This is a genomic window from Mesorhizobium sp. B2-4-17 (assembly GCF_006441275.1).
Lineage (GTDB): Bacteria > Pseudomonadota > Alphaproteobacteria > Rhizobiales > Rhizobiaceae > Mesorhizobium.
This window is the reverse complement of record NZ_VFUX01000013.1, coordinates 83329-105508: the sequence shown is the minus strand read 5'-3', so window position 1 is coordinate 105508 and position 22180 is coordinate 83329. Positions and strand designations below refer to the sequence as shown.

Below are 22180 nucleotides of genomic sequence, written 5' to 3'. Positions count from 1 at the left end.
TCTATGCGCGAGAAGACGGCCGGGTAACTTGCGGTAGAGCGTCTGTCCAGCCGACATCAGCCGCGTCCGGACTTGATTCTCATATCGGCTCGTCGAAAGTAACGATCGACACTTCGCCTTCGAGCGCGCCCTGGTAGGCTGAAAGGTGCGGCTCCTCGTCAGGCACGCCGTCCATGTCGCCGATCTGGTCGAGCTCGGCCTCGGCATAACCTTCCGCGGCGAGCGATTCGAGGGCGCGGCGCACCGCCGAATCGTCGTCGGGCGCGACAAGCATGACATGCACGCCTTCCGCCTTGCCGCCTTTGCGCTTCCACACCCGGCCGGTGATGATGGTGACCGGGCGTTCTTCATTGTCGTTCACGGGCTGATTCCTCCTGGCAAGGGCCGTATGAGGGACTTTGAGTGCTCAGGCGGCCTTTTCGCATGAAGCAGGGCCGCGCGACAGCCGGAAGCCGGTCACTTTCTTCCTCGCCCTTGCAAATTGGCGAAAGAAAATTACATGCGGTTTTCGCATGGCTGCCAAGCCCCGGCTTCAATGCAATATTTGCCGTTGCGGGGTTGACGCTTCGCGGGCTTGCGAGTAGAAGCCGGCCAGTCAGAACCGATGTGAGGCTCTCCTTTCCGAAGCGACACGCTTTGGAGTTTGCTTCAAACAGGGTTCATCTTACGAGCGAAAAGACATTTCCGGCGTGCATGAAGCGGCTTCCGCTTCCTCTGCGATTTGTTCGGGCAGGACCGCGAGGCGCGGTTTGTGGCCCGAATTTGCGTATGGAAATGACGCTTTGAGCGGCCCTGACCGGGCGAGACACGGAATTGAGAGACAAGAGGGTTTAATGCCTACCGTCAACCAGCTGATCCGCAAGCCGCGCATTGCGCCGGTGAAGCGCAACAAGGTCCCGGCCATGCAGCAGAACCCGCAGAAGCGGGGCGTCTGCACGCGCGTCTACACGACGACGCCGAAGAAGCCGAACTCGGCGCTGCGCAAGGTGGCCAAGATCCGCCTGACCAATGGTTTCGAGGTGATCGGTTACATCCCCGGCGAAGGTCACAACCTTCAGGAGCACTCCGTGGTCATGATCCGCGGCGGCCGCGTCAAGGACCTTCCGGGCGTCCGTTACCACATCATCCGCGGCGTGCTCGACACGCAGGGTGTGAAGAACCGCAAGCAGCGCCGTTCGAAGTACGGTGCGAAGCGTCCGAAGTAAGGTTTTCCGGCTTCGGCGCTGTTTTGAGCGCGCCAGGCTATGAGAGATTGAGAGACAAAAGCCATGTCCCGTCGTCACAGTGCAGAAAAGCGTGAGATCAATCCGGACCCGAAGTTCGGCGATCTGATCGTTACCAAGTTCATGAACGCCGTCATGTATGACGGCAAGAAGTCGGTCGCCGAGACCATCGTCTACGGCGCGCTCGACCAGGTTCAGTCGAAGACCAAGCAGGAGCCGGTCACCGTCTTCCATCAGGCGCTCGACAATGTCGCGCCGCATGTGGAGGTGCGTTCGCGTCGCGTCGGCGGCGCCACCTACCAGGTTCCGGTCGACGTGCGTCCCGAGCGTCGCCAGGCGCTGGCCATCCGTTGGCTGATCGCGGCTGCTCGCAACCGCAACGAGACCACCATGGTCGACCGCCTCTCCGGCGAGCTGATGGATGCGGCCAACAACCGCGGCACGGCCGTCAAGAAGCGTGAAGACACCCACAAGATGGCTGAAGCCAACCGCGCTTTCGCACACTACCGCTGGTAAAGCGCGAACAGGACTGAGAGGCAGCTACGATGGCCCGCGAATACAAAATCGAAGACTACCGCAATTTCGGTATCATGGCGCATATTGACGCCGGCAAGACGACGACCACCGAGCGCGTCCTCTATTACACGGGCAAGTCGCACAAGATCGGCGAAGTGCACGACGGCGCTGCGACCATGGACTGGATGGAGCAGGAGCAGGAACGCGGCATCACCATCACGTCCGCCGCGACCACGACCTTCTGGAAGGGCCGTGACGGCAAGATGCGCCGCTTCAACATCATCGACACCCCCGGACACGTCGACTTCACCATCGAGGTCGAGCGTTCGCTGCGCGTGCTCGACGGCGCCATCGCGCTGCTCGACGCCAACGCCGGTGTCGAGCCGCAGACGGAAACCGTCTGGCGTCAGGCCGACAAGTACCGCGTGCCGCGCATGATCTTCTGCAACAAGATGGACAAGATCGGCGCTGACTTCTACCGCTCAGTCGAGATGATCGGCTCGCGCCTCGGTGCGCAGGCTGTCGTCATGCAGCTGCCGATCGGCGCCGAGACCGAGTTCAAGGGCGTTGTCGACCTCGTCGAGATGAACGCGCTGGTCTGGCGCGATGAGACCCTGGGCGCTGCCTGGGACGTCGTCGAGATCCCAGCCGACCTCAAGGATCGTGCCGAGGAATATCGCGAGAAGATGATCGAAGCCGCCGTCGAAATGGACGAGACGGCACTCGAGAACTACCTCGAGGGCAAGATGCCGTCGAATGACGAGATCCGTTCGCTGATCCGCAAGGGCACGATCGCGGTCAAGTTCTTCCCGATGTTCTGCGGCTCGGCTTTCAAGAACAAGGGCGTGCAGCCGCTGCTCGACGCCGTCGTCGAGTACCTGCCGTCGCCGGCGGACGTACCCGCCATCAAGGGCGTCGATGCCAAGACCGATGCCGAGATCGAGCGTCATGCCGTTGACGACGAGCCGCTGTCGATGCTCGCCTTCAAGATCATGAACGACCCGTTCGTCGGTTCGCTGACCTTCGCCCGCATCTATTCGGGCAAGCTCTCGAAGGGCATCTCTGTCGACAACACCGTCAAGGGCAAGAAGGAGCGCATCGGCCGCATGCTGCAGATGCATGCGAATTCGCGCGCCGACGTCGAAGAAGCTTTCGCCGGCGACATCGTCGCCCTGGCGGGCCTCAAGGACACGACCACCGGCGACACGCTTTGCGATCCGCTGCATCCGGTCATCCTCGAGCGCATGGAATTCCCGGATCCGGTCATCCAGATCGCGATCGAGCCGAAGACCAAGAACGACCAGGAAAAGATGGGCCTCGCGCTCCATCGCCTGGCTGCCGAGGATCCGTCCTTCCGCGTCAAGACCGATGAGGAAAGCGGCCAGACCATCATCTCCGGCATGGGCGAACTGCACCTCGACATCATCGTCGACCGCATGCGCCGTGAGTTCAAGGTCGAGGCCAATGTCGGCGCGCCGCAGGTGGCCTATCGCGAGACGATCACCCGCAAGCACGAGCAGGACTACACCCACAAGAAGCAGACCGGCGGTACCGGTCAGTTCGCCCGCGTCAAGGTTCTGTTCGAGCCGAATTCGGAGAGCGAAGACTTCGTGTTCGAGTCCAAGATCGTCGGCGGCGCGGTTCCGAAGGAATACATTCCGGGCGTCGAAAAGGGCATTCAGAGCGTCATGGGCGCGGGTCCGTTCGCGGGCTTCCCGATGATCGGCGTCAGGGCGACGCTGATCGACGGCGCCTACCACGACGTCGACTCCTCGGTCCTGGCCTTCGAAATCGCTTCCCGCGCCTGCTTCCGCGAAGCCGCACCCAAGCTTGGCGTGCAGTTGCTCGAGCCGATCATGAAGGTCGAGGTCGTGACGCCGGAAGATTACGTCGGCAGCGTCATTGGTGACCTGAACGGCCGCCGTGGCCAGATCCAGGGCCAGGAAGCACGTGGCGTGGCCGTGGTCATCAATGCGATGGTGCCGCTCGCCAATATGTTCAAGTACGTCGACAACCTGCGCTCGATGAGCCAGGGCCGCGCGGCCTACACGATGCAGTTCGACCACTACGAGCCGGTCCCGACCGCAGTCGCCCAGGAAGTCCAGAAGAAATACGCGTAACTCGAAAGAGCTGCCGCGATAACGCAATTCAAAGCCCGCATGGGCGAGCAGGAAATGGAGACATCACATGGCAAAAGGTAAATTCGAGCGCACTAAGCCTCATGTGAACATCGGCACGATTGGTCACGTTGACCATGGCAAGACGTCGCTGACGGCGGCGATCACGAAGTATTTTGGCGAATACAAGCGCTACGACCAGATCGATGCGGCGCCCGAAGAGAAGGCGCGCGGCATCACGATCTCGACGGCTCACGTCGAATACGAGACGGCCAACCGCCACTATGCCCACGTCGACTGCCCCGGCCACGCCGACTATGTGAAGAACATGATCACCGGTGCGGCGCAGATGGACGGTGCGATCCTGGTGGTGTCGGCCGCCGACGGCCCGATGCCGCAGACCCGCGAGCACATTCTGCTGGCCCGTCAGGTCGGCGTGCCGTCGATCGTGGTGTTTTTGAACAAGGTCGACCAGGTCGATGACGCCGAGCTGCTGGAACTGGTCGAGCTCGAGGTGCGCGAGCTGCTGTCGAAGAACGAATTCCCCGGCGACGACATTCCGATCGTCAAGGGTTCGGCCTTGGCCGCGCTCGAGGATTCGAACAAGACGATCGGCGAGGATGCGATCCGCGAGCTGATGGCTCAGGTCGACGCCTACATCCCGACGCCGGTTCGTCCGCTCGACAAGCCGTTCCTGATGCCGATCGAGGACGTGTTCTCGATCTCGGGCCGCGGCACGGTGGTGACCGGCCGCGTCGAGCGCGGCGTGGTCAAGGTCGGCGAGGAATTGGAAATCATCGGCATCCGTCCGACGACCAAGACGACCTGCACGGGCGTCGAGATGTTCCGCAAGCTGCTCGACCAGGGCCAGGCCGGCGACAACATCGGCGCGCTGCTGCGCGGCGTTGATCGTGAAGGCGTCGAGCGCGGCCAGGTTCTGGCCAAGCCCGGCACGGTGAAGCCGCACAAGAAGTTCGTGGCCGAAGCCTACATCCTGACCAAGGACGAGGGTGGCCGTCACACGCCGTTCTTCACCAACTACCGTCCGCAGTTCTACTTCCGCACGACCGACGTGACCGGCATCGTGTCGCTACCGGCCGGCACCGAGATGGTGATGCCCGGCGACAACATCACGGTCGATGTCGAGCTGATCGTGCCGATCGCCATGGAAGAGAAGCTGCGCTTCGCCATCCGTGAAGGCGGCCGCACCGTCGGTGCCGGCATCGTCGTCACCATCAAAGAGTAATTTGGACTTAAACCGATCTGTCGCGGGCGCGGTAGTTGCCCGCGCCGCGCCAGAACAAGGAAGTGACGCATGAACGGACAGAATATCCGCATCCGCCTGAAGGCGTTTGACCACCGGGTGCTCGACGCCTCGACGCGCGAAATCGTGTCGACGGCCAAGCGCACCGGCGCCAACGTACGCGGCCCCATTCCGCTGCCGACGCGGATCGAAAAATTCACGGTTAACCGGTCGCCCCACGTCGACAAGAAGAGCCGCGAGCAGTTCGAGATGCGCACGCACAAGCGTCTGCTCGACATCGTCGATCCGACCCCGCAGACCGTCGATGCTTTGATGAAGCTCGATCTGGCCGCCGGCGTCGACGTCGAGATCAAGCTCTAAGGGAATGAGAGCGCGGTAAGGGGCGGTGCCCCTGGCCCGGAACTCTAAAGGAATTGAACCGATGCGTTCAGGTGTGATTGCAAAGAAGGTGGGAATGACCCGCATCTATAACGATGCCGGGGAACATGTTCCCGTCACCGTTCTCCAGATGGAGAACTGCCAGGTCGTGGCACAGCGCACGCAGGAGAAGAATGGCTACACCGCCGTTCAGCTCGGCGTTGGCTTTGCCAAGGTGAAGAACACGTCGAAGGCGATGCGCGGCCATTTCGCGACCGCTTCCGTCGAGCCGAAGGCGAAGCTCGCCGAGTTCCGCGTCTCCGCCGACAACATGATCGATGTCGGCGCCGAGATCACGGTCGAGCACTTTGTCGCCGGCCAGAAGGTCGACGTCACCGGCACGACGATCGGCAAGGGTTTTCAGGGCGTCATCAAGCGTCACCACATGGGTGGTGGCCGCGCGACCCACGGTAACTCGGTCTCGCACCGTACGCACGGCTCGACCGGCCAGCGCCAGGACCCCGGCAAGGTGTTCAAGGGCAAGAAGATGGCCGGCCACATGGGCGACACCCGCGTCACCACGCAGAACGTCGAGATCGTTTCGACCGATGCTGATCGCGGCCTGATCCTGATCCGCGGCGCGGTTCCCGGCACCAAGGGTGCCTGGATCCTGGTTCGCGACGCTGCCAAGGTTGCGCTTCCGGCCAATGCGCCGAAGCCTGCCGCGATCCGCGTCGCCACGAAGAATGAGGCTCCGGCCACAGAGGGAGCGGAATAATGGATCTCAAGATCACAACGCTTGGCGGCAAGGACGCCGGCAAGGTGGAACTCTCCGAGGAGATTTTCGGCCTTGATCCGCGCGAGGACATCCTGCAGCGCGTCGTGCGCTGGCAGCTTGCCAAGAAGCAGCAGGGCACGCACAAGGCCAAGGGTCGCGCCGAAATCGCGCGCACCGGCGCCAAGATGTACAAGCAGAAGGGTACGGGCCGCGCCCGTCACCACTCCGCACGCGCTCCGCAGTTCCGCGGCGGCGGCAAGGCCCACGGCCCGGTCGTTCGCAGCCACGAGCACGATTTGCCGAAGAAGGTTCGCGCGCTTGGCCTCAAGCACGCCCTCTCGGCCAAGGCCAAGAGCGCTTCGATCATCGTCATCGACGAGCTGAAGCTGACCGAGGCCAAGACCAAGGCACTGGTCGCGAATTTCGCGACGCTGGGCCTGACCAACGCCCTGGTGATTGGTGGCGCCGAGCTTGACCAGAACTTCAAGCTGGCCGCGACCAACATCCCCAACATCGACGTGCTGCCCATCCAGGGCATCAACGTCTACGACATTCTGCGCCGCGGCACGCTGGTCCTTTCGAAGGCCGCCGTCGAGGCTCTCGAGGAGCGCTTTAAATGACCGACCTTCGTCACTACGACGTGATCGTCAGCCCGGCGATCACCGAAAAGTCGACCATGGCTTCCGAGCAGAACCAGGTCGTCTTCAACGTCGCCAAGAAGGCGTCGAAGCCGGAAATCAAGGCCGCCGTCGAAGCGCTGTTCGGCGTCAAGGTGATGGCCGTGAACACGCTTGTCCGCAAGGGCAAGATCAAGCGCTTCCGCGGCACGATCGGCCGCCAGAGCGACGTCAAGAAGGCGGTTGTGACGCTGGCCGACGGCCAGTCGATCGACGTCGCGACGGGTCTCTGAGCAAGGCCGCGAGGACAAGAACATGGCACTGAAAAAATTCAACCCGGTAACGCCGAGCACCCGCCAGCTGGTCATCGTCGACCGCTCGGGCCTCTACAAGGGCAAACCCGTCAAGGGTCTGACCGAAGGCCTGACCAAGTCGGGCGGCCGCAACAACTACGGCCGCATCACCGCCCGTTTCATCGGTGGTGGTCACAAGCGTTCGTACCGCATCATCGACTTCAAGCGCCGCAAGTTCGACGTCGTCGGCACGGTCGAGCGCATTGAATACGATCCGAACCGCACCGCCTTCATCGCACTGATCAAGTATGACGATGGCGAGCTGTCCTACATCATCGCCCCGCAGCGCCTTGCCGCCGGCGACAAGATCGTGGCTGGCGAAGCGGTCGACGTGAAGCCGGGCAATGCGATGCCGTTAGCCGCGATGCCGGTCGGCACGATCGTCCACAACATCGAGCTGAAGCCGGGCAAGGGTGGCCAGGTTGCCCGTTCGGCTGGCGGTTACGCCCAGCTCGTCGGCCGCGACCAGGGCATGGCGATCCTGCGCCTCAACTCGGGCGAGCAGCGTGTCGTTCACGGCTCCTGCATGGCCACCGTCGGTGCCGTGTCGAACCCCGACCACGGCAACATCAACGACGGCAAGGCCGGTCGCACGGTTTGGCGCGGCAAGCGTCCGCACAATCGCGGCGTGACCATGAACCCGGTTGACCACCCGCACGGCGGCGGCGAAGGCCGCACCTCCGGTGGTCGCCATCCGGTTTCCCCGTGGGGCAAGCCGACCAAGGGCAAGAAGACGCGGTCCAACAAGGCGACCGACAAGTTCATCCTGCGCTCGCGCCATCAGCGCAAGAGCTAAGAAGAGGTAACGCCAAGTGACTCGTTCTATTTGGAAAGGCCCCTTCATCGACGGCTACCTTCTCAAGAAGGTGGACAAGGTTCGTGAAGGTGGTCGCAATGAGGTGATCAAGATGTGGAGCCGTCGCTCCACCATCCTGCCGCAGTTCGTCGGCTTCACCTTCGGTGTCTACAACGGCCAGAAGCATGTTCCCGTCTCCGTGAACGAGGACATGGTCGGTCACAAGTTCGGTGAATTCGCTCCGACGCGGACCTACTACGGTCACGGCGCGGATAAGAAGGCGAAGAGGAAATAATCATGGGCAAGGCCAAAGCTCCGCGCAGTCTTGCTGACAACGAAGCGCGCGCCGTTCTGCGCACGATCCGTATCAGCCCGCAGAAGCTGAACCTGGTTGCCGCGCTGATCCGCGGCAAGAAGGTCGCGACAGCGCTTTCCGACCTGGAATTCTCGGCCAAGCGGATTTCCGGCACGGTCAAGAAGACCTTGGAGTCGGCGATCGCCAACGCGGAAAACAACCACGACCTCGACGTCGATGCGCTGATCGTGGCGGAAGCCTATGTCGGCAAGTCGATCGTCATGAAGCGGTTCCACGCTCGTGGCCGCGGTCGCGCCAGCCGTATCGAGAAGCCGTTCTCGCACCTCACGATCGTCGTTCGTGAAGTCGAAGAAAAAGGGGAGGCCGCATAATGGGCCAGAAAGTCAATCCGATCGGTCTTCGCCTCGGCATCAACCGCACCTGGGATTCGCGCTGGTTCGCGAACACCGGCGAGTACGGCAAGCTGCTGCATGAGGACATCAAGATCCGCAAGTATCTTGAGAAGGAACTCAAGCAGGCCGCGATCTCGAAGGTCGTGATCGAGCGCCCGCACAAGAAGTGCCGCGTCACCATCCATGCCGCGCGCCCGGGCCTGATCATCGGCAAGAAGGGCGCCGACATCGAAAAGCTTCGCAAGAAGCTGATGGAGATGACGAAGTCCGAGACGCACCTCAACATCGTCGAGGTGCGCAAGCCGGAAATCGATGCGACCCTGGTCGCCCAGTCGATCGCCCAGCAGCTCGAGCGCCGCATCGCGTTCCGCCGCGCCATGAAGCGCGCCGTGCAGTCGGCGATGCGTCTCGGTGCCGAAGGCATCCGCATCAACTGCTCGGGCCGTCTCGGCGGCGCCGAAATCGCGCGCATGGAATGGTACCGCGAAGGCCGCGTGCCGCTGCACACGCTGCGCGCCGATGTCGACTACGGCACGGCCGAGGCGAATACGGCTTACGGCATCTGCGGCGTCAAGGTCTGGGTGTTCAAGGGCGAGATCCTCGAGCACGACCCGATGGCTTCGGAGCGTCGCGCCACCGAGGGTGATCATTCGCATGGCGGCGGTGGTGGCGAGCGCGAACGCGGTCGTCGTCGCGAGAACGCCTGAGACATTTAGGAATTTGGAGTTAGAACGATGCTGCAGCCAAAGCGCACAAAGTTCCGCAAGCAGTTCAAGGGCCGCATCCATGGTACCGCAAAGGGCGGCACCAATCTGGATTTCGGTGGTTTCGGGCTGAAGGCGCTTGAGCCGAACCGCGTCACCGCGCGTGAGATCGAGGCGGCCCGCCGCGCGATCACTCGCGAAATGAAGCGTGCTGGCCGCGTCTGGATCCGTATTTTCCCGGATCTGCCGGTCACGTCGAAGCCGACCGAAGTCCGCATGGGCAAGGGCAAGGGCGCGGTCGACTATTGGGCGGCGCGCGTCAAGCCGGGCCGCATCATGTTCGAGATCGACGGCGTCAGTGAAGAAACCGCCCGTGAGGCGCTGCGTCTCGGCGCGGCCAAGCTCTCGGTCAGGACGCGCTTCGTACAGCGCATCGCAGAATAAGGACGGGCTGATCATGAAAGCCGAAGACATCCGGACCAAGACCCAGGACCAGCTGACCGACGACCTGGCCAGCCTGAAGAAGGAGCAGTTCAACCTGCGCTTCCAGAAGGCCACCGGCCAGCTCGAGAAGACCGCGCGCGTGAGGCAGGTCCGCAAGGACATTGCGCGTATCAAGACCATCGCTGCGGAAAAGTCCGCGGCCAAGAAGGCTTAAGGACGAAAACCATGCCAAAGCGCATTCTGCAGGGCACCGTCGTCAGCGACAAGAACGAGAAGACGGTTGTCGTCAAGGTCGAACGGCGCTTCACGCATCCCGTGATGAAGAAGACCGTGCGCATGACCAAGAAGTACAAGGCGCACGACGAGAACAACGCCCATAAGGTTGGTGATCAGGTGTTCATCCAGGAATCGAAGCCGATTTCCAAGGACAAGCGCTGGATCGTCGTGTCTTCGGACCAAGCCTGACCTCTGGGCGTAAACAACGAATTTTGGACAGACCGGGGAGGGGCTTCGAGCCCGTCCCGTTAGAAAAGAAGAAGGCGGCCAGTCATGATTCAGATGCAAACAAACCTCGACGTCGCGGATAATTCCGGCGCGCGTCGTGTCATGTGCATCAAGGTGCTGGGCGGCTCGAAGCGGAAATACGCTTCTGTGGGCGACATCATCGTGGTGTCGATCAAGGAAGCCATTCCGCGCGGCCGCGTTAAGAAGGGCGATGTGATGAAGGCGGTCGTGGTTCGCACGGCCAAGGACATCCGCCGCCCGGACGGCAGCGTGATCCGTTTCGACAAGAACGCGGCCGTTCTCGTCGACAACAAGAAAGAGCCGATCGGCACGCGTATCTTCGGACCGGTTCCGCGCGAACTCCGCGCCAAGAACCACATGAAGATCATCTCGCTCGCGCCTGAAGTGCTGTAAGGAGCCGGACCAATGCAAAAGATCAGAAAAGGCGACAAGGTCGTCGTGCTTGCCGGTAAGGACAAGGGCCGTTCGGGCGAAGTCCTCTCGGTTCAGCCGAAGGATGACACCGCGCTGGTGCGCGGCGTCAACATGATCCGTCGTCACCAGAAGCAGACCCAGTCCCAAGAGGGCGGGATCATCACCAAGGAAGCGCCGATCAATCTGTCGAACATCGCGCTGGCCGACCCCAAGGATGGCAAGCCGACCCGCGTTGGTTTCACCTTCCAGAAGGACGGCAAGAAAGTGCGCGTCGCCAAGCGCTCGGGAGAAGTCATCAATGGCTAAGTCTCAAACCAAGCAGGCGACTGCCGCCAACACGCCGCGCCTGAAGCAGGTCTACAACGAGACCATCCGCAAGGCGCTGCAGGAGCAGTTCGGCTACGACAACGACATGCAGGTTCCGCGCCTCGACAAGATCGTGCTGAACATGGGCGTCGGCGAAGCGACCGCCGATTCCAAGAAGCCTTCGGTCGCGGCCGAAGACCTGGCAATGATCGCCGGCCAGAAGGCCGTCGTCACCCGCGCCCGCAATTCCATCGCTGGCTTCAAGGTCCGCGAGAACATGCCGATCGGCGCCAAGGTCACGCTGCGCAAGGAACGTATGTACGAGTTCCTCGACCGCCTCGTGAACATCGCGCTGCCGCGCGTCCGCGACTTCCGCGGACTGAACCCCAAGAGCTTCGATGGCCGTGGCAACTACGCCATGGGCATCAAGGAGCACATCGTGTTCCCGGAGATCAACTACGACAAGGTCGATCAGATCTGGGGCATGGACGTCATCGTTTGTACGACTGCGAAGACGGACGACGAAGCCAGGGCATTGCTCAAGGCCTTCAACTTCCCCTTCCGCCAGTAACGGCAGCGAGAAAAGGAAAAATCTGAAATGGCAAAGACCAGCTCAGTCGAGAAGAACAACAGGCGCCGCAAGCTTGCCGACCAGTACGGTCCCAAGCGCGCTGCGCTGAAGGCGATCATCATGGATCAGTCCAAGCCGATGGAGGAGCGCTTCCGCGCTCAGCTCAAGCTTGCTGCCCTGCCGCGCAACTCGGCCAAGATCCGCATCCGCAACCGCTGCGAAGTCACCGGCCGTCCGCGTGCCTACTATCGCAAGCTCAAAGTATCGCGCATCGCGCTTCGTGATCTCGGCAATAACGGCCAGATCCCGGGCCTGGTCAAGTCGAGCTGGTAAGGAGGACATAACATGTCATTGAGCGATCCTCTCGGCGATATGCTGACCCGCATCCGCAACGCCTACGGCCGCAAGAAGTCGAGTGTCTCGACCCCGGCCTCGCGTCTGCGCACCCGCGTCCTCGACGTGCTGAAGGCTGAAGGCTATATCCGCGACTACAGCCAGACCGACTTCGACAACGGCAAGTCCGAAATCGAAATCGAGCTGAAGTATTTCGACGGTGCGCCGGTCGTGCGCGAAATCGCCCGCGTCTCGAAGCCGGGCCGCCGCGTTTACGTCTCGGCCAAGTCGATCCCGCACGTCGCCAACGGCCTCGGCATCGCCATCCTTTCGACACCGAAGGGCGTGATGGCCGACCACGAAGCACGCGAACAGAACGTCGGTGGCGAGATCCTCTGCCAGATCTTCTGATCTGGCAGCTGACCGCAAAGTGGAATCCGGTCTTCGGATCGTTCCGAAGACAGAGACCTGAAACAAGAGAAGTGACGAGGACAACAAAATGTCTCGTATTGGAAAGAAACCCGTTTCGCTGCCGCAGGGCGTGACCGCGACCGTCAACGGCCAGACCGTGACGGCGAAGGGCCCCAAGGGCGAGCTGAAGTTCGTGGTGAACGACGAAGTCCTGGTCAAGATGGAAGGCAGCGAGATCGCTGTCCAGCCGCGCGACCAGACCAAGACGGCCCGCTCCAAGTGGGGCATGTCGCGCACGCAGATCGTCAACATCCTGCATGGCGTCAAGGACGGCTTCGAAAAGAAGCTCGAGATCACCGGCGTCGGCTATCGCGCCGCCATGCAGGGCAAGAACCTGCAACTCGCCCTTGGCTTCAGCCACGACGTCGTCTATGAGACGCCGGCTGGTGTCACGATCGCCGTGCCGAAGCCGACGGAAATCACCGTGACCGGCATCGACAAGCAGCAGGTCGGCCAGGTCGCCGCGGAGATCCGCGAGTACCGTGGTCCCGAGCCTTACAAGGGCAAGGGTGTCCGCTACGCTGGCGAGAAGATCGTCCGCAAGGAAGGCAAGAAGAAGTAGTGGGCTTGGCCCCCGAAAAGTTGCAGACTTTTCGGAAAAGACCAAGCCAAAGAAGTGTAACGCCGCGGGGAGCGGTCGCGGGAGGCGGTTTCGCCTACCGCATATGGCGGCCCCCGATTTTTGAAGGCAAGGAAGACCATTATGGGTAGCAAGGAAGCCACACAGCGCCGCGCACAGCGCGTGCGCCGTCAGATCAGGAAAGTCGCCGGCGAGCGTCCGCGTCTGTCGGTTCACCGCACCTCGAAGAATATCTACGTGCAGGTCATCGACGACGCCAAGGGCCACACCATCGCCGCTGCCTCGACGCTGGAGAAGGATCTCAAGGGTTCGCTCAAGACCGGGGCCGATACCGCTGCCGCCGCCGCGATCGGCAAGCTGATCGCCGAGCGCGCCACCAAGGCCGGCGTCAAGGAAGTCGTCTTCGACCGTGGCCCGTATATCTATCACGGTCGCGTCAAGGCGCTGGCCGAAGCTGCTCGCGAAGGGGGCCTGAGCTTCTGAGAATGACTTTCACCGTCGGCGACCCAAAGCGGCACCGGCAATCAGCAACCCGTGCTTCCGGAAAAGAACAAGGAACAGGATATGGCACAGGAACGTAGGGAAGGCGGCCGCGGCCGCGAGCGTGAGCGCGAAGAGCGTGACGACGGCATGGTGGACAAGCTGGTCCACATCAACCGCGTCGCCAAGGTCGTCAAGGGTGGCCGCCGCTTCGGCTTCGCCGCACTCGTCGTCGTCGGCGACCAGAAGGGCCGCGTCGGCTTCGGTCATGGCAAGGCGCGCGAAGTGCCGGAAGCGATCCGCAAGGCAACCGAGTCGGCAAAGCGCGACATGATCTTCGTGCCGCTGCGCTCGGGCCGCACGCTGCACCACGACGTCGAGGGACGTTGGGGCGCCGGACGCGTGCTGTTGCGCGCCGCCAAGCAGGGTACCGGCATCATCGCCGGCGGCCCGATGCGCGCCGTCTTTGAGACGCTCGGCATGCATGACGTGGTCGCCAAGTCGATGGGTTCGTCGAACCCGTACAACATGGTTCGCGCCACCTTCGACGCGCTGAAGAGCCAGATGCATCCCAAGGATGTGGCTGCCGCGCGCGGCATCAAGTATTCGACCCTTCAGGCCCGCCGCGGCACCGCCGTCGCGGCTGAAGAATAGTCGATCTGACCAGGGATTTTGACCATGGCCAAGAAAGCAACCAAGACCATCACCGTTGAGCAGATCGGTTCGCCGATCCGCCGTCCGAAGGAACAGCGCGCGACGCTGGTCGGCCTCGGCCTCAACAAGATGCACAAGCAGCGCACGCTGGAAGATACGCCTTCCGTGCGCGGCATGATCGCTGCCGTTCATCATCTCGTCCGCGTTGTGGACGAGGGCTGACCCAAAGCGCAGGAGAAGTAAGATGAAACTCAACGATCTGCGTGACAAGGACGGCGCGACGCATTCCAAGAAGCGTCTCGGCCGGGGCATCGGTTCCGGCTCGGGTAAGACCGCCGGTCGCGGCGTCAAGGGCCAGAAGGCGCGCTCCGGCGTCGCCGTCAACGGCTTCGAGGGTGGCCAGATGCCGCTCTATCGGCGCCTGCCGAAGCGTGGCTTCAACAACATCTTCGCCAAGAGCTTCGTTGTCGTTTCGCTGGCCCGCATCCAGGAAGCCGTCGATGCCAAGAAGCTTGATGCCAAGGCAACCGTGACGGCCGAGGCGCTTGTCGCCGCCGGTGTCATCCGCCGCGTCAAGGACGGCGTGCGCGTGCTGTCGGATGGCGAACTCAAAGCCAAGCTGACCTTCGACGTCGCCGGTGCCTCCAAGGCCGCGATCGAGAAGATCGAGAGGGCCGGCGGTTCGGTCAAGTTGCCCGAAAAGGCAGCTGCCGAGTAACGGCAATTTGAAGCGCGATCGGCAAGAGTGGGATTTGTTTTTACTCACGATTGCGCTTTGATCTGCTCAATTAGGCGGCCGCGTCAACGCGGCCGCTTGCATGTTTACAGCCCGGAGCTTATCTCGTGAGCTTCGGTGAAACGCGCCGCCTGACCTCACGGGCCATCAAGCGTTACCAAGCGGAGAATCAGGTATGGCTTCGGCTGCTGAACAACTAGCCTCGAATCTGAATTTCTCGGCCTTCGCCAAGGCGGAGGACCTGAAGAAACGCATCTGGTTCACCATCGGCGCGTTGCTCGTCTATCGCCTCGGCACCTACATTCCGCTTCCCGGTATCAATCCAGACGCTTTCGCCCATGCCTTCTCCTCGCAGAGCAAGGGCGTGCTTGGCATGTTCAACATGTTCGCCGGCGGTGCCGTGCAGCGCATGGCGATCTTTGCGCTCGGCATCATGCCCTACATCTCCGCCTCCATCATCATGCAGCTGATGACGTCGGTCATCCCGTCGCTGGAAGCGCTGAAAAAAGAAGGCGAACAGGGCCGCAAGGTCATCAACCAGTACACGCGCTACGGCACCGTGCTGCTCGCGCTGGTGCAGGCCTACGGCATTTCGGTGGGGCTTGAGAACGGCAACGGCATCGTCAGCGATCCCGGCATGTTCTTCCGCATCTCGACCGTCGTCACGCTGGTCGGCGGCACCATGTTCCTGATGTGGCTTGGTGAGCAGATCACCGCGCGCGGCATCGGCAACGGCATTTCGCTGATCATCTTCTCAGGCATCGTCGCCGGCCTGCCACATGCCATTTCCGGCACGCTGGAACTCGGCCGCACCGGCGCCCTGTCAACCGGCCTGATCCTGGCGATCATCGTTCTGGCCATCGTCGTCATCGCGCTCATCGTGTTCTTCGAGCGCGCCCAGCGCCGCCTGCTGATCCAATACCCGAAGCGTCAGGTCGGCAATCGCATGTTCCAGGGCGACACCTCGCATTTGCCGCTCAAGCTCAATACGTCGGGCGTCATTCCGCCAATCTTCGCTTCGTCGCTGCTCTTGCTGCCGGCCACCATCGCCGGCTTCTCGCAGACGACCAATATGCCGGCCTGGGCGAGCACCATCCTGGCCTCGCTTGGCCACGGCCAGCCGCTCTACATGGCATTCTATGCGGCGATGATCGTGTTCTTCGCCTTCTTCTACACTGCGATTGTCTTCAACCCGAAGGACACCGCCGACCAGCTCAAGAAGCATTCGGGCTTCATCCCGGGCTATCGTCCGGGCGAGCGCACCGCCGATTATATCGATTACGTTCTCACCCGCATCACCGTCGTCGGCGCCATCTATCTGGTGCTGGTGTGTCTGCTGCCGGAGTTCCTGATCTCGGCGACTGGCGTACCATTCTACCTTGGTGGCACATCGCTTCTGATCGTGGTCAGTGTCACGCTCGATACGGTTGCGCAGATTCAGGGTCACCTGATCGCGCACCAGTATGAAGGCCTGATCAAGAAGTCGAAGCTGCGCGGGGGGAAGAAAGCCAGATGAGGTTGATTTTGCTTGGGCCGCCGGGGGCGGGCAAGGGGACACAAGCACAAAGACTGGTAGAGAAACACGGCATACCCCAGCTTTCGACGGGAGACATGCTGCGTGCCGCCGTGCAGGCCGGTACCGAAGTCGGTAAGCGTGCCAAGGCGGTGATGGATGCCGGTGAACTGGTGTCCGACGCCATCGTCAACGCCATCGTTGCCGAGCGAATCGACCAGGCAGACTGCGCCAAGGGATTCATCCTCGACGGCTACCCGCGCACGCTGGTGCAAGCCGATGCGGTTGAATCGATGCTTTCGGAGCGTGGTATCGGCCTGGATACGGTCATCGAGCTGGTTGTCGACGACAGGGCCCTGGTCGGCCGCATCGTCAAGCGCGCCGAAGATGCAAAGGCCGCCGGCCAGCCGGTGCGCAAGGATGACAACCCCGCGGTGTTCGAAGAGCGTCTGCGGGAGTACTACAAGAAGACCGCCCCGCTGACGGGCTACTACTACGCCAAGGGCAAGCTCAAGACTGTCGATGGCATGGCCAGCATGGACGCGGTAACCGCCGAGATAGAAACCGTGCTCGCGGCCGCCGCGAAGGCGCGGTAAGGGAATTCAAAGATTAAGCTTGACGGGAGCGGCCCGCTGCGGTATGGCGGCCCGTCTTCCTATCAGGCGTGAACTTTGCTTGTCCGCAAGGGCAAGGCGGTTGCTTTGAACTGGAAACACCCGCAAGGGCCGGCCTCCACCGGACGCGGGGCAATTTGGACAGCGTCGGGCCTGCCTTGTTTTTGAAGGTTGGCCGGCCCATATGGAGAAGAGAAGAATATGGCTCGTATAGCCGGCGTCAACATTCCGACCAACAAGCGCGTCGTCATCGCGCTTCAGTACATTCATGGCATTGGCAAGAAGTTCGCCCAGGAGATCGTCGACAAGGTCGGCATCCCGGCCGAGCGCCGCGTCAATCAGCTGACCGACGCGGAAGTGCTGCAGATCCGCGAAACCATCGACCGCGACTATCAGGTCGAAGGCGACCTGCGCCGCGAAGTGTCGATGAACATCAAGCGGCTGATGGACCTCGGCTGCTACCGCGGCCTGCGTCACCGCCGCTCGCTGCCGGTTCGCGGCCAGCGCACGCACACCAATGCGCGTACCCGCAAGGGCCCGGCCAAGTCGATCGCCGGCAAGAAGAAGTAATCAGGGGAAGGGAATAGGGCAGTAAGGCAGTAGGGAATGGTCCGCGGATCGGGCAATCAATTTCCCTACTGCCTTACTGCCCTATTCCCCTACTCCCTTACGAAGGTGGAGCCGCTGGCATTACGGCGGTGTAGAGATCAACTGAAAGGACTATCATGGCCAAGGAAGCCGCTCGTGTTCGCCGTCGCGAACGAAAGAATATCTCGTCGGGCGTTGCCCACGTCAATTCGACCTTCAACAACACGATGATCACCATCACCGACGCGCAGGGCAATTCGATTGCCTGGTCGTCGGCCGGTGCCCAGGGCTTCAAGGGTTCGCGCAAGTCGACCCCGTTCGCGGCCCAGATGGCCGCCGAGGACGTCGCCAAGAAGGCCCAGGAGCACGGCATGCGCATGCTCGAAGTCGAGGTCTGCGGACCTGGCTCCGGTCGTGAATCGGCGCTGCGCGCCCTGCAGGCGGCCGGCTTCACCATCACGTCGATCCGTGATGTGACGCCGATCCCGCACAATGGCTGCCGCCCGCGCAAGAAGCGCCGCGTCTAACAGTATCGAACGCCGCGCGAACGCCCACAAAGCGTTCCTCCGCGGCATTCCAGGTCGCCCGCCACGATTGGATGGTGGCGGGTCAACGGAAGGAAAGCATCATGATCCAGAAAAATTGGCAGGAACTGATCAAGCCGAACAAGATCGAGTTCTCGTCGAAGAAGAAGACGCTGACCACGCTGGTCGCCGAGCCGCTCGAGCGGGGCTTCGGCCTCACCCTCGGCAACGCGCTGCGCCGCGTGCTCCTGTCTTCGCTGCGCGGTGCGGCTGTCACCGCCGTGCAGATCGACGGCGTTCTGCATGAATTCTCGTCCATCGCCGGCGTGCGCGAGGACGTGACCGACATCGTTCTCAACATCAAGGAAATCGCCATCCGCATGGAAGGCGATGGCCCCAAGCGCATGGTCGTGCGCAAGCAGGGACCGGGTGCGGTTCTCGCCGGCGACATCCAGACGGTTGGCGATGTCGAGATCCTCAACCCCGATCACGTCATCTGCACGCTGGACGAAGGCGCTGAGATCCGCATGGAGTTCACCGTCGACACCGGCAAGGGCTACGTGCCGGCCGAGCGCAACCGCGCCGAGGACGCGCCGATCGGCCTGATCCCGGTCGACAGCCTCTATTCGCCGGTCAAGAAGGTCTCCTACAAGGTCGAGAACACCCGCGAGGGCCAGGTTCTCGATTATGACAAGCTGACCATGACCATCGAGACCGACGGTTCGATCTCGGGCGAGGATGCGGTGGCCTTCGCCGCCCGCATCCTGCAGGACCAGTTGGGCCTGTTCGTCAACTTCGACGAGCCGCAGAAGGAAGTCGCGGCGGAAGCCGTCACCGAACTCGCTTTCAACCCGGCGCTGCTCAAGAAGGTCGACGAACTCGAGCTTTCGGTGCGTTCGGCCAACTGCCTGAAGAACGACAACATCGTCTACATCGGCGATCTGATCCAGAAGACCGAAGCCGAGATGCTGCGCACCCCGAACTTCGGCCGCAAGTCGCTGAACGAGATCAAGGAAGTCTTGGCGGCGATGGGCCTGCACCTCGGCATGGAAGTGCCGGACTGGCCGCCGGAAAACATAGAAGACCTCGCCAAGCGTTACGAAGATCAATATTGAGCATGAATTCCAAGGATCGGCGGCGTAAGCCGCTCGATCCGACGGTCATGCGGAAAACCATCAGAGGCCGTGGCCTCTTGAACAACTGAAGAAGGAAAAGAGCTATGCGCCACGGTTTCAAAGGCCGCCGCTTCGCCCGCAGCATCAGCCACCGCAAGTCGATGTTTGCCAATCTCGCCGTGTCGCTGCTCGAACACGAGCAGATCGTCACCACCCTGCCGAAGGCGAAGGACCTGCGTCCGATCGTCGAGAAGCTGGTGACGCTCGGCAAGCGCGGCGACTTGCACGCCCGCCGCCAGGTGATCGCCCAGATCGGTAATGAAGGCGTCGTCAAGCGCCTGTTCGACATCATCGCCCCGCGCTACGCCACCCGCAACGGCGGCTACCTGCGCATCATGAAGGCGGGCTTCCGTCACGGCGACAATGCCGCGATGGCCGTCATCGAATTCGTCGATCGCGACACCTCGGCCAAGGGCGCCGGCGACCGCGCCCGCATCGAGGCCGAAGGCACCAATGAGGAAGCCGCGGCCGCATAAGGCTTCGGATTTTCTGAAAACAGCTTAGGGGCCTGCGGGCCCCTTTTTGTTGTCGACGTGGTTATCTGTTGCCAACCAGATCGAGGTAGTTGCGGTCGTCTATCGGTCTCCAATCGATCGCGCCCGATATCTGCTCAAGTGCAGGATGCGGGTAGGAGTAGATGCTGTCGATCTTTGTTCGATGATCGATATCGCCTACCAATTTGGACATTGTTACGCTGTCCAGATATTTTTCGGCGTCCCGGTCTTCGATGAAATCCGCATCAACGCGGAAGTGGATTTGGATGGCACCGGCGCAGATGTTCAGTTCGATATCGCGCAGCGACGCCGTGTAGAAGAGCGTAGCGTTTTCAGGCGCCCACAGGCCCGCCCGCAGGAAGTCCGATGGCTTCGTGTATCCATTGAAATTATCAAGTAAAAGCACAAGCCGATCGGTGAAGACCTCGAAATCACCTGCGAGGTAACCAGCTTCTTCGATCTGAAGCCACTTCATCTTATGGGGCGCCTCTTCGTCGAACGAGATTTCGAGCTTTCCGAAAGTCCAATAGTCCGAATCGGCATGTGCCGGAATACCCAGCAATTCGGCAACCTCGTTCATTTTCAGGCTTGGCGAGATCGGACCCAACCTGCCGGTTCTCAAAAAGTCACGGAATGAAGCAAGCTCTTTTTTCATGAAGTAGAGACCGTATCCGATTGCAGGCGGAGCTGTAGCCAGTTATTGCCGAAAATAATTCGATTTCATCGCCTTAGCCTTTCATTCTGCACAATCGTCGAGACAATGGCAGGCGACCTGGAGGATTCTGAATGCACCTCAAACGATTGTTCCTTGTGATGCTCTGCGCCTTCATGGTGTTCGCAGCCGCACCGGCAGTCCGGCAGGCTCTCGCTGAAGACGCCGCGAAGCCCGCCGATCCGGGCCTGTCGGACGTGCTGACCGATCTGCTGCACGGCGTTGAAGGTGAGAATGCCACCTCAGGACCGGACAAGCGCGTGCCTTTCGGCCGCGACGAGGTGCAACTTTCGTTCGCGCCGCTGGTCAAGCAGACGGCGCCGGCCGTAGTCAATGTCTATGCCTCGCAGACGGCCAAGGTGACATCGCCCTTCGAAGGCGATCCGTTCTTCGAGGAGTTTTTCGGCCGCGCGCAGCCGCGTGCGCAGTCCTCGCTGGGTTCGGGCGTACTGGTCGATCCGAGCGGTGTCATCGTCACCAATTTTCATGTCATCAAGGATGCCGACGAGGTCAAGGTGGCGACCGCCGACGGGCGCGAATTCACCAGCAAGGTGATGCTAAAGGACGAGACGCTCGATCTCGCCGTGCTCAAGATCGAAGCTGACAAGCCGTTCCCGGTCATCGCCATCGGCGATTCCGACGCGCTCGAAGTCGGCGATCTGGTGCTGGCCATCGGCAATCCCTTCGGTGTCGGCCAGACGACCACCAGCGGCATCGTTTCCGCGCTTGCCCGCAGCCATATCGGCGTCTCGGATTCGGGCTATTTCATTCAGACCGACGCCGCCATCAATCCCGGCAATTCCGGTGGCGCGCTGATCAACATGGGCGGCCAGTTGGTCGGCATCAACACCGCCATTTACAGCCGCAGCGGCGGCTCGATCGGCATCGGCTTTGCCATCCCCGCCAATATGGTGCGGGCTTTCGCCGACGCCGCGAAGGCAGGGCTCGACTTCTTCGAACGTCCTTATATCGGCGCCGAGTTCGAAGCGGTGACGCCGCAGATCGCCGAATCGCTCGGTATGGAGAAGCCGACCGGGGCGTTGGTGTCTTCGGTCGACGCTACGGGCCCGGCGGGCAAGGCGGGGTTGAAGCCGGGCGATGTCGTGCTGCAGGTCAATGGCAAGCCGGTCGAGAGCATCGAAGCCCTCGACTACCGCATGGCGACGCTGTCGATCGGCACCAAGGCGAATTTCGCGATCCTGACCAAGGGCAAGCAGGCGGCAATGGACATCGCCTTGGAGCGCGCACCGGAAGGGGCGAAAGCATCCGAAGTGACGCTGCACGGCCGCAGCCCGTTCTCGGGCGCCAAGGTCGCGGAACTGTCGCCGCGGCTGGCCCAGAAGCTTGGCCTGCGCACGGATCTCAAGGGCGTGACGGTGATCGACATCAACCGCGATTCGCCGGCCGCGGATTTCGGCTTCCAGCCGGGCGATATCGTGCGCGAGGTCAATGGCACCACAATCGACACCGCCGCGACGCTGGCGCAGGCTGCCCAGCAGGATACGCGCTGGTGGCGCTTTACCGTCGAGCGCGGCGGGCAGATACTGCGCCAGGTGTTACGCTACTGAGTTCGGCCCGCGAGGGTCATGCTGCAACTTGAAGACATGCCCCAA

Annotated in this window: 34 protein-coding genes; 32 read left to right on the top strand and 2 right to left on the bottom strand. The window is 61.9% G+C overall.

Annotated elements, in window-relative coordinates:
• Positions 1 to 79 precede the first annotated feature (79 nt).
• A complete protein-coding gene (locus FJ548_RS12635) occupies positions 80 to 361 on the bottom strand; it encodes a transcriptional regulator (protein ID WP_140609814.1) in 282 nt (93 codons plus the stop codon).
• 472 nt (positions 362 to 833) lie between these two features.
• Here FJ548_RS12635 and rpsL point away from each other — a divergent pair, with 472 nt between their 5' ends.
• From rpsL to rplQ, 31 genes are all read left to right on the top strand, one after another.
• Positions 834 to 1205: a 30S ribosomal protein S12 gene (rpsL, locus tag FJ548_RS12630; RefSeq protein WP_006333356.1), complete on the top strand. Its 372-nt coding sequence runs from the start codon at positions 834 to 836 to the stop codon at positions 1203 to 1205.
• A gap of 63 nt (positions 1206 to 1268) precedes the next feature.
• Positions 1269 to 1739, top strand: coding sequence for a 30S ribosomal protein S7 (rpsG, locus tag FJ548_RS12625; RefSeq protein WP_008875664.1), 471 nt, complete (start codon positions 1269 to 1271; stop codon positions 1737 to 1739).
• 29 nt (positions 1740 to 1768) lie between these two features.
• Entirely contained in the window at positions 1769 to 3859 is a 2091-nt protein-coding gene (gene fusA / locus FJ548_RS12620) for an elongation factor G (protein WP_140609815.1), read from the top strand.
• A 67-nt stretch (positions 3860 to 3926) separates the two neighbouring features.
• The gene (tuf, locus tag FJ548_RS12615) at positions 3927 to 5102 is read left to right on the top strand and encodes an elongation factor Tu (protein WP_010909256.1); all 1176 of its coding nucleotides are present in this window, start codon (positions 3927 to 3929) and stop codon (positions 5100 to 5102) included.
• 69 nt (positions 5103 to 5171) lie between these two features.
• Complete coding sequence (gene rpsJ / locus FJ548_RS12610) at positions 5172 to 5480, top strand: 30S ribosomal protein S10 (RefSeq protein WP_006205468.1); 309 nt, start codon at positions 5172 to 5174, stop codon at positions 5478 to 5480.
• A 61-nt stretch (positions 5481 to 5541) separates the two neighbouring features.
• A complete protein-coding gene (rplC, locus tag FJ548_RS12605) occupies positions 5542 to 6255 on the top strand; it encodes a 50S ribosomal protein L3 (RefSeq protein WP_140697832.1) in 714 nt (237 codons plus the stop codon).
• Complete coding sequence (rplD, locus tag FJ548_RS12600) at positions 6255 to 6875, top strand: 50S ribosomal protein L4 (protein WP_140697830.1); 621 nt, start codon at positions 6255 to 6257, stop codon at positions 6873 to 6875. Before rplC ends, rplD begins: the two co-directional genes overlap by 1 nt.
• Positions 6872 to 7165 carry a 50S ribosomal protein L23 gene (locus FJ548_RS12595; RefSeq protein WP_006205465.1) on the top strand — a complete coding sequence of 98 codons (294 nt, stop codon included), beginning with the start codon at positions 6872 to 6874 and terminating at the stop codon, positions 7163 to 7165. Before rplD ends, FJ548_RS12595 begins: the two co-directional genes overlap by 4 nt.
• Before the next feature lie 22 nt (positions 7166 to 7187).
• The gene (rplB, locus tag FJ548_RS12590) at positions 7188 to 8021 is read left to right on the top strand and encodes a 50S ribosomal protein L2 (RefSeq protein ID WP_140697827.1); all 834 of its coding nucleotides are present in this window, start codon (positions 7188 to 7190) and stop codon (positions 8019 to 8021) included.
• A gap of 16 nt (positions 8022 to 8037) precedes the next feature.
• Positions 8038 to 8316: a 30S ribosomal protein S19 gene (rpsS, locus tag FJ548_RS12585; RefSeq protein ID WP_006205463.1), complete on the top strand. Its 279-nt coding sequence runs from the start codon at positions 8038 to 8040 to the stop codon at positions 8314 to 8316.
• Positions 8317 to 8318: 2 nt separating this feature from the next.
• Positions 8319 to 8708 (top strand): 50S ribosomal protein L22, encoded by a 390-nt coding sequence (rplV, locus tag FJ548_RS12580; RefSeq protein ID WP_140611526.1) that lies wholly within the window; start codon positions 8319 to 8321, stop codon positions 8706 to 8708.
• Positions 8708 to 9436 carry a 30S ribosomal protein S3 gene (gene rpsC, locus FJ548_RS12575; RefSeq protein WP_140611528.1) on the top strand — a complete coding sequence of 243 codons (729 nt, stop codon included), beginning with the start codon at positions 8708 to 8710 and terminating at the stop codon, positions 9434 to 9436. Before rplV ends, rpsC begins: the two co-directional genes overlap by 1 nt.
• A gap of 27 nt (positions 9437 to 9463) precedes the next feature.
• Positions 9464 to 9877 (top strand): 50S ribosomal protein L16, encoded by a 414-nt coding sequence (gene rplP, locus FJ548_RS12570; protein WP_010909279.1) that lies wholly within the window; start codon positions 9464 to 9466, stop codon positions 9875 to 9877.
• Positions 9878 to 9890: 13 nt separating this feature from the next.
• Entirely contained in the window at positions 9891 to 10091 is a 201-nt protein-coding gene (gene rpmC / locus FJ548_RS12565; RefSeq protein WP_006205459.1) for a 50S ribosomal protein L29, read from the top strand.
• A gap of 11 nt (positions 10092 to 10102) precedes the next feature.
• Positions 10103 to 10342 (top strand): 30S ribosomal protein S17, encoded by a 240-nt coding sequence (gene rpsQ, locus FJ548_RS12560; RefSeq protein WP_010909280.1) that lies wholly within the window; start codon positions 10103 to 10105, stop codon positions 10340 to 10342.
• Positions 10343 to 10426: 84 nt separating this feature from the next.
• Complete coding sequence (gene rplN, locus FJ548_RS12555; protein WP_006205457.1) at positions 10427 to 10795, top strand: 50S ribosomal protein L14; 369 nt, start codon at positions 10427 to 10429, stop codon at positions 10793 to 10795.
• Between the two features lie 12 nt (positions 10796 to 10807).
• Positions 10808 to 11122, top strand: coding sequence for a 50S ribosomal protein L24 (gene rplX, locus FJ548_RS12550; RefSeq protein ID WP_140611529.1), 315 nt, complete (start codon positions 10808 to 10810; stop codon positions 11120 to 11122).
• Entirely contained in the window at positions 11115 to 11693 is a 579-nt protein-coding gene (rplE, locus tag FJ548_RS12545; protein WP_140611531.1) for a 50S ribosomal protein L5, read from the top strand. The genes rplX and rplE overlap by 8 nt, the downstream gene beginning before the upstream one ends.
• Positions 11694 to 11720: 27 nt before the next feature.
• Entirely contained in the window at positions 11721 to 12026 is a 306-nt protein-coding gene (rpsN, locus tag FJ548_RS12540) for a 30S ribosomal protein S14 (protein WP_010909282.1), read from the top strand.
• A 12-nt stretch (positions 12027 to 12038) separates the two neighbouring features.
• Positions 12039 to 12437: a 30S ribosomal protein S8 gene (gene rpsH, locus FJ548_RS12535; RefSeq protein ID WP_006205453.1), complete on the top strand. Its 399-nt coding sequence runs from the start codon at positions 12039 to 12041 to the stop codon at positions 12435 to 12437.
• Positions 12438 to 12525: 88 nt separating this feature from the next.
• A complete protein-coding gene (gene rplF, locus FJ548_RS12530) occupies positions 12526 to 13059 on the top strand; it encodes a 50S ribosomal protein L6 (RefSeq protein WP_010909283.1) in 534 nt (177 codons plus the stop codon).
• Between the two features lie 141 nt (positions 13060 to 13200).
• A complete protein-coding gene (gene rplR / locus FJ548_RS12525; RefSeq protein WP_140611533.1) occupies positions 13201 to 13560 on the top strand; it encodes a 50S ribosomal protein L18 in 360 nt (119 codons plus the stop codon).
• 81 nt (positions 13561 to 13641) lie between these two features.
• Complete coding sequence (rpsE, locus tag FJ548_RS12520) at positions 13642 to 14211, top strand: 30S ribosomal protein S5 (RefSeq protein WP_027046810.1); 570 nt, start codon at positions 13642 to 13644, stop codon at positions 14209 to 14211.
• Between the two features lie 24 nt (positions 14212 to 14235).
• The gene (gene rpmD / locus FJ548_RS12515) at positions 14236 to 14433 is read left to right on the top strand and encodes a 50S ribosomal protein L30 (RefSeq protein ID WP_140697822.1); all 198 of its coding nucleotides are present in this window, start codon (positions 14236 to 14238) and stop codon (positions 14431 to 14433) included.
• A 22-nt stretch (positions 14434 to 14455) separates the two neighbouring features.
• Positions 14456 to 14929: a 50S ribosomal protein L15 gene (gene rplO, locus FJ548_RS12510; protein WP_140697819.1), complete on the top strand. Its 474-nt coding sequence runs from the start codon at positions 14456 to 14458 to the stop codon at positions 14927 to 14929.
• A 193-nt stretch (positions 14930 to 15122) separates the two neighbouring features.
• The gene (gene secY, locus FJ548_RS12505) at positions 15123 to 16463 is read left to right on the top strand and encodes a preprotein translocase subunit SecY (RefSeq protein WP_140611537.1); all 1341 of its coding nucleotides are present in this window, start codon (positions 15123 to 15125) and stop codon (positions 16461 to 16463) included.
• Entirely contained in the window at positions 16460 to 17056 is a 597-nt protein-coding gene (locus FJ548_RS12500) for an adenylate kinase (RefSeq protein WP_140611539.1), read from the top strand. Before secY ends, FJ548_RS12500 begins: the two co-directional genes overlap by 4 nt.
• A gap of 219 nt (positions 17057 to 17275) precedes the next feature.
• A complete protein-coding gene (gene rpsM, locus FJ548_RS12495) occupies positions 17276 to 17644 on the top strand; it encodes a 30S ribosomal protein S13 (RefSeq protein ID WP_006205445.1) in 369 nt (122 codons plus the stop codon).
• Positions 17645 to 17799: 155 nt separating this feature from the next.
• Positions 17800 to 18189, top strand: coding sequence for a 30S ribosomal protein S11 (gene rpsK / locus FJ548_RS12490; protein ID WP_006205444.1), 390 nt, complete (start codon positions 17800 to 17802; stop codon positions 18187 to 18189).
• Between the two features lie 101 nt (positions 18190 to 18290).
• Complete coding sequence (locus FJ548_RS12485; protein WP_006205443.1) at positions 18291 to 19301, top strand: DNA-directed RNA polymerase subunit alpha; 1011 nt, start codon at positions 18291 to 18293, stop codon at positions 19299 to 19301.
• A gap of 104 nt (positions 19302 to 19405) precedes the next feature.
• Positions 19406 to 19837: a 50S ribosomal protein L17 gene (rplQ, locus tag FJ548_RS12480; protein ID WP_140611541.1), complete on the top strand. Its 432-nt coding sequence runs from the start codon at positions 19406 to 19408 to the stop codon at positions 19835 to 19837.
• Positions 19838 to 19898: 61 nt separating this feature from the next.
• Here the strand turns inward: rplQ and FJ548_RS12475 are convergent, their stop codons facing one another.
• Positions 19899 to 20510, bottom strand: a complete 612-nt coding sequence (locus tag FJ548_RS12475) for a hypothetical protein (protein ID WP_140697816.1) — start codon at positions 20508 to 20510, stop codon at positions 19899 to 19901.
• Between the two features lie 131 nt (positions 20511 to 20641).
• Between FJ548_RS12475 and FJ548_RS12470 the strand changes: the two genes are divergently transcribed.
• The gene (locus tag FJ548_RS12470; RefSeq protein ID WP_140777995.1) at positions 20642 to 22135 is read left to right on the top strand and encodes a DegQ family serine endoprotease; all 1494 of its coding nucleotides are present in this window, start codon (positions 20642 to 20644) and stop codon (positions 22133 to 22135) included.
• The last annotated feature ends 45 nt before the right edge of the window (positions 22136 to 22180 follow it).

Bases quoted from the DNA above. Each gene is read 5' to 3' on its own strand.
- rplP (WP_010909279.1), top strand. From the start codon at position 9,464: ATGCTGCAGCCAAAGCGCACAAAGTTCCGCAAGCAGTTCAAGGGCCGC.
- FJ548_RS12475 (WP_140697816.1), bottom strand. From the start codon at position 20,510: ATGAAAAAAGAGCTTGCTTCATTCCGTGACTTTTTGAGAACCGGCAGG.
- rplO (WP_140697819.1), top strand. From the start codon at position 14,456: ATGAAACTCAACGATCTGCGTGACAAGGACGGCGCGACGCATTCCAAG.
- rplX (WP_140611529.1), top strand. From the start codon at position 10,808: ATGCAAAAGATCAGAAAAGGCGACAAGGTCGTCGTGCTTGCCGGTAAG.
- FJ548_RS12485 (WP_006205443.1), top strand. From the start codon at position 18,291: ATGATCCAGAAAAATTGGCAGGAACTGATCAAGCCGAACAAGATCGAG.
- rplE (WP_140611531.1), top strand. From the start codon at position 11,115: ATGGCTAAGTCTCAAACCAAGCAGGCGACTGCCGCCAACACGCCGCGC.
- rplN (WP_006205457.1), top strand. From the start codon at position 10,427: ATGATTCAGATGCAAACAAACCTCGACGTCGCGGATAATTCCGGCGCG.
- rpsQ (WP_010909280.1), top strand. From the start codon at position 10,103: ATGCCAAAGCGCATTCTGCAGGGCACCGTCGTCAGCGACAAGAACGAG.
- rplV (WP_140611526.1), top strand. From the start codon at position 8,319: ATGGGCAAGGCCAAAGCTCCGCGCAGTCTTGCTGACAACGAAGCGCGC.
- rpsG (WP_008875664.1), top strand. From the start codon at position 1,269: ATGTCCCGTCGTCACAGTGCAGAAAAGCGTGAGATCAATCCGGACCCG.
- rpsE (WP_027046810.1), top strand. From the start codon at position 13,642: ATGGCACAGGAACGTAGGGAAGGCGGCCGCGGCCGCGAGCGTGAGCGC.
- rpsJ (WP_006205468.1), top strand. From the start codon at position 5,172: ATGAACGGACAGAATATCCGCATCCGCCTGAAGGCGTTTGACCACCGG.
- rpmC (WP_006205459.1), top strand. From the start codon at position 9,891: ATGAAAGCCGAAGACATCCGGACCAAGACCCAGGACCAGCTGACCGAC.
- FJ548_RS12500 (WP_140611539.1), top strand. From the start codon at position 16,460: ATGAGGTTGATTTTGCTTGGGCCGCCGGGGGCGGGCAAGGGGACACAA.
- rplR (WP_140611533.1), top strand. From the start codon at position 13,201: ATGGGTAGCAAGGAAGCCACACAGCGCCGCGCACAGCGCGTGCGCCGT.
- rpsH (WP_006205453.1), top strand. From the start codon at position 12,039: ATGTCATTGAGCGATCCTCTCGGCGATATGCTGACCCGCATCCGCAAC.
- rplC (WP_140697832.1), top strand. From the start codon at position 5,542: ATGCGTTCAGGTGTGATTGCAAAGAAGGTGGGAATGACCCGCATCTAT.
- tuf (WP_010909256.1), top strand. From the start codon at position 3,927: ATGGCAAAAGGTAAATTCGAGCGCACTAAGCCTCATGTGAACATCGGC.
- rplD (WP_140697830.1), top strand. From the start codon at position 6,255: ATGGATCTCAAGATCACAACGCTTGGCGGCAAGGACGCCGGCAAGGTG.
- rpmD (WP_140697822.1), top strand. From the start codon at position 14,236: ATGGCCAAGAAAGCAACCAAGACCATCACCGTTGAGCAGATCGGTTCG.
- FJ548_RS12470 (WP_140777995.1), top strand. From the start codon at position 20,642: ATGCACCTCAAACGATTGTTCCTTGTGATGCTCTGCGCCTTCATGGTG.
- rpsK (WP_006205444.1), top strand. From the start codon at position 17,800: ATGGCCAAGGAAGCCGCTCGTGTTCGCCGTCGCGAACGAAAGAATATC.
- rpsL (WP_006333356.1), top strand. From the start codon at position 834: ATGCCTACCGTCAACCAGCTGATCCGCAAGCCGCGCATTGCGCCGGTG.
- rpsN (WP_010909282.1), top strand. From the start codon at position 11,721: ATGGCAAAGACCAGCTCAGTCGAGAAGAACAACAGGCGCCGCAAGCTT.
- rplQ (WP_140611541.1), top strand. From the start codon at position 19,406: ATGCGCCACGGTTTCAAAGGCCGCCGCTTCGCCCGCAGCATCAGCCAC.
- secY (WP_140611537.1), top strand. From the start codon at position 15,123: ATGGCTTCGGCTGCTGAACAACTAGCCTCGAATCTGAATTTCTCGGCC.
- rpsM (WP_006205445.1), top strand. From the start codon at position 17,276: ATGGCTCGTATAGCCGGCGTCAACATTCCGACCAACAAGCGCGTCGTC.
- rpsC (WP_140611528.1), top strand. From the start codon at position 8,708: ATGGGCCAGAAAGTCAATCCGATCGGTCTTCGCCTCGGCATCAACCGC.
- rplF (WP_010909283.1), top strand. From the start codon at position 12,526: ATGTCTCGTATTGGAAAGAAACCCGTTTCGCTGCCGCAGGGCGTGACC.
- rplB (WP_140697827.1), top strand. From the start codon at position 7,188: ATGGCACTGAAAAAATTCAACCCGGTAACGCCGAGCACCCGCCAGCTG.
- fusA (WP_140609815.1), top strand. From the start codon at position 1,769: ATGGCCCGCGAATACAAAATCGAAGACTACCGCAATTTCGGTATCATG.
- FJ548_RS12595 (WP_006205465.1), top strand. From the start codon at position 6,872: ATGACCGACCTTCGTCACTACGACGTGATCGTCAGCCCGGCGATCACC.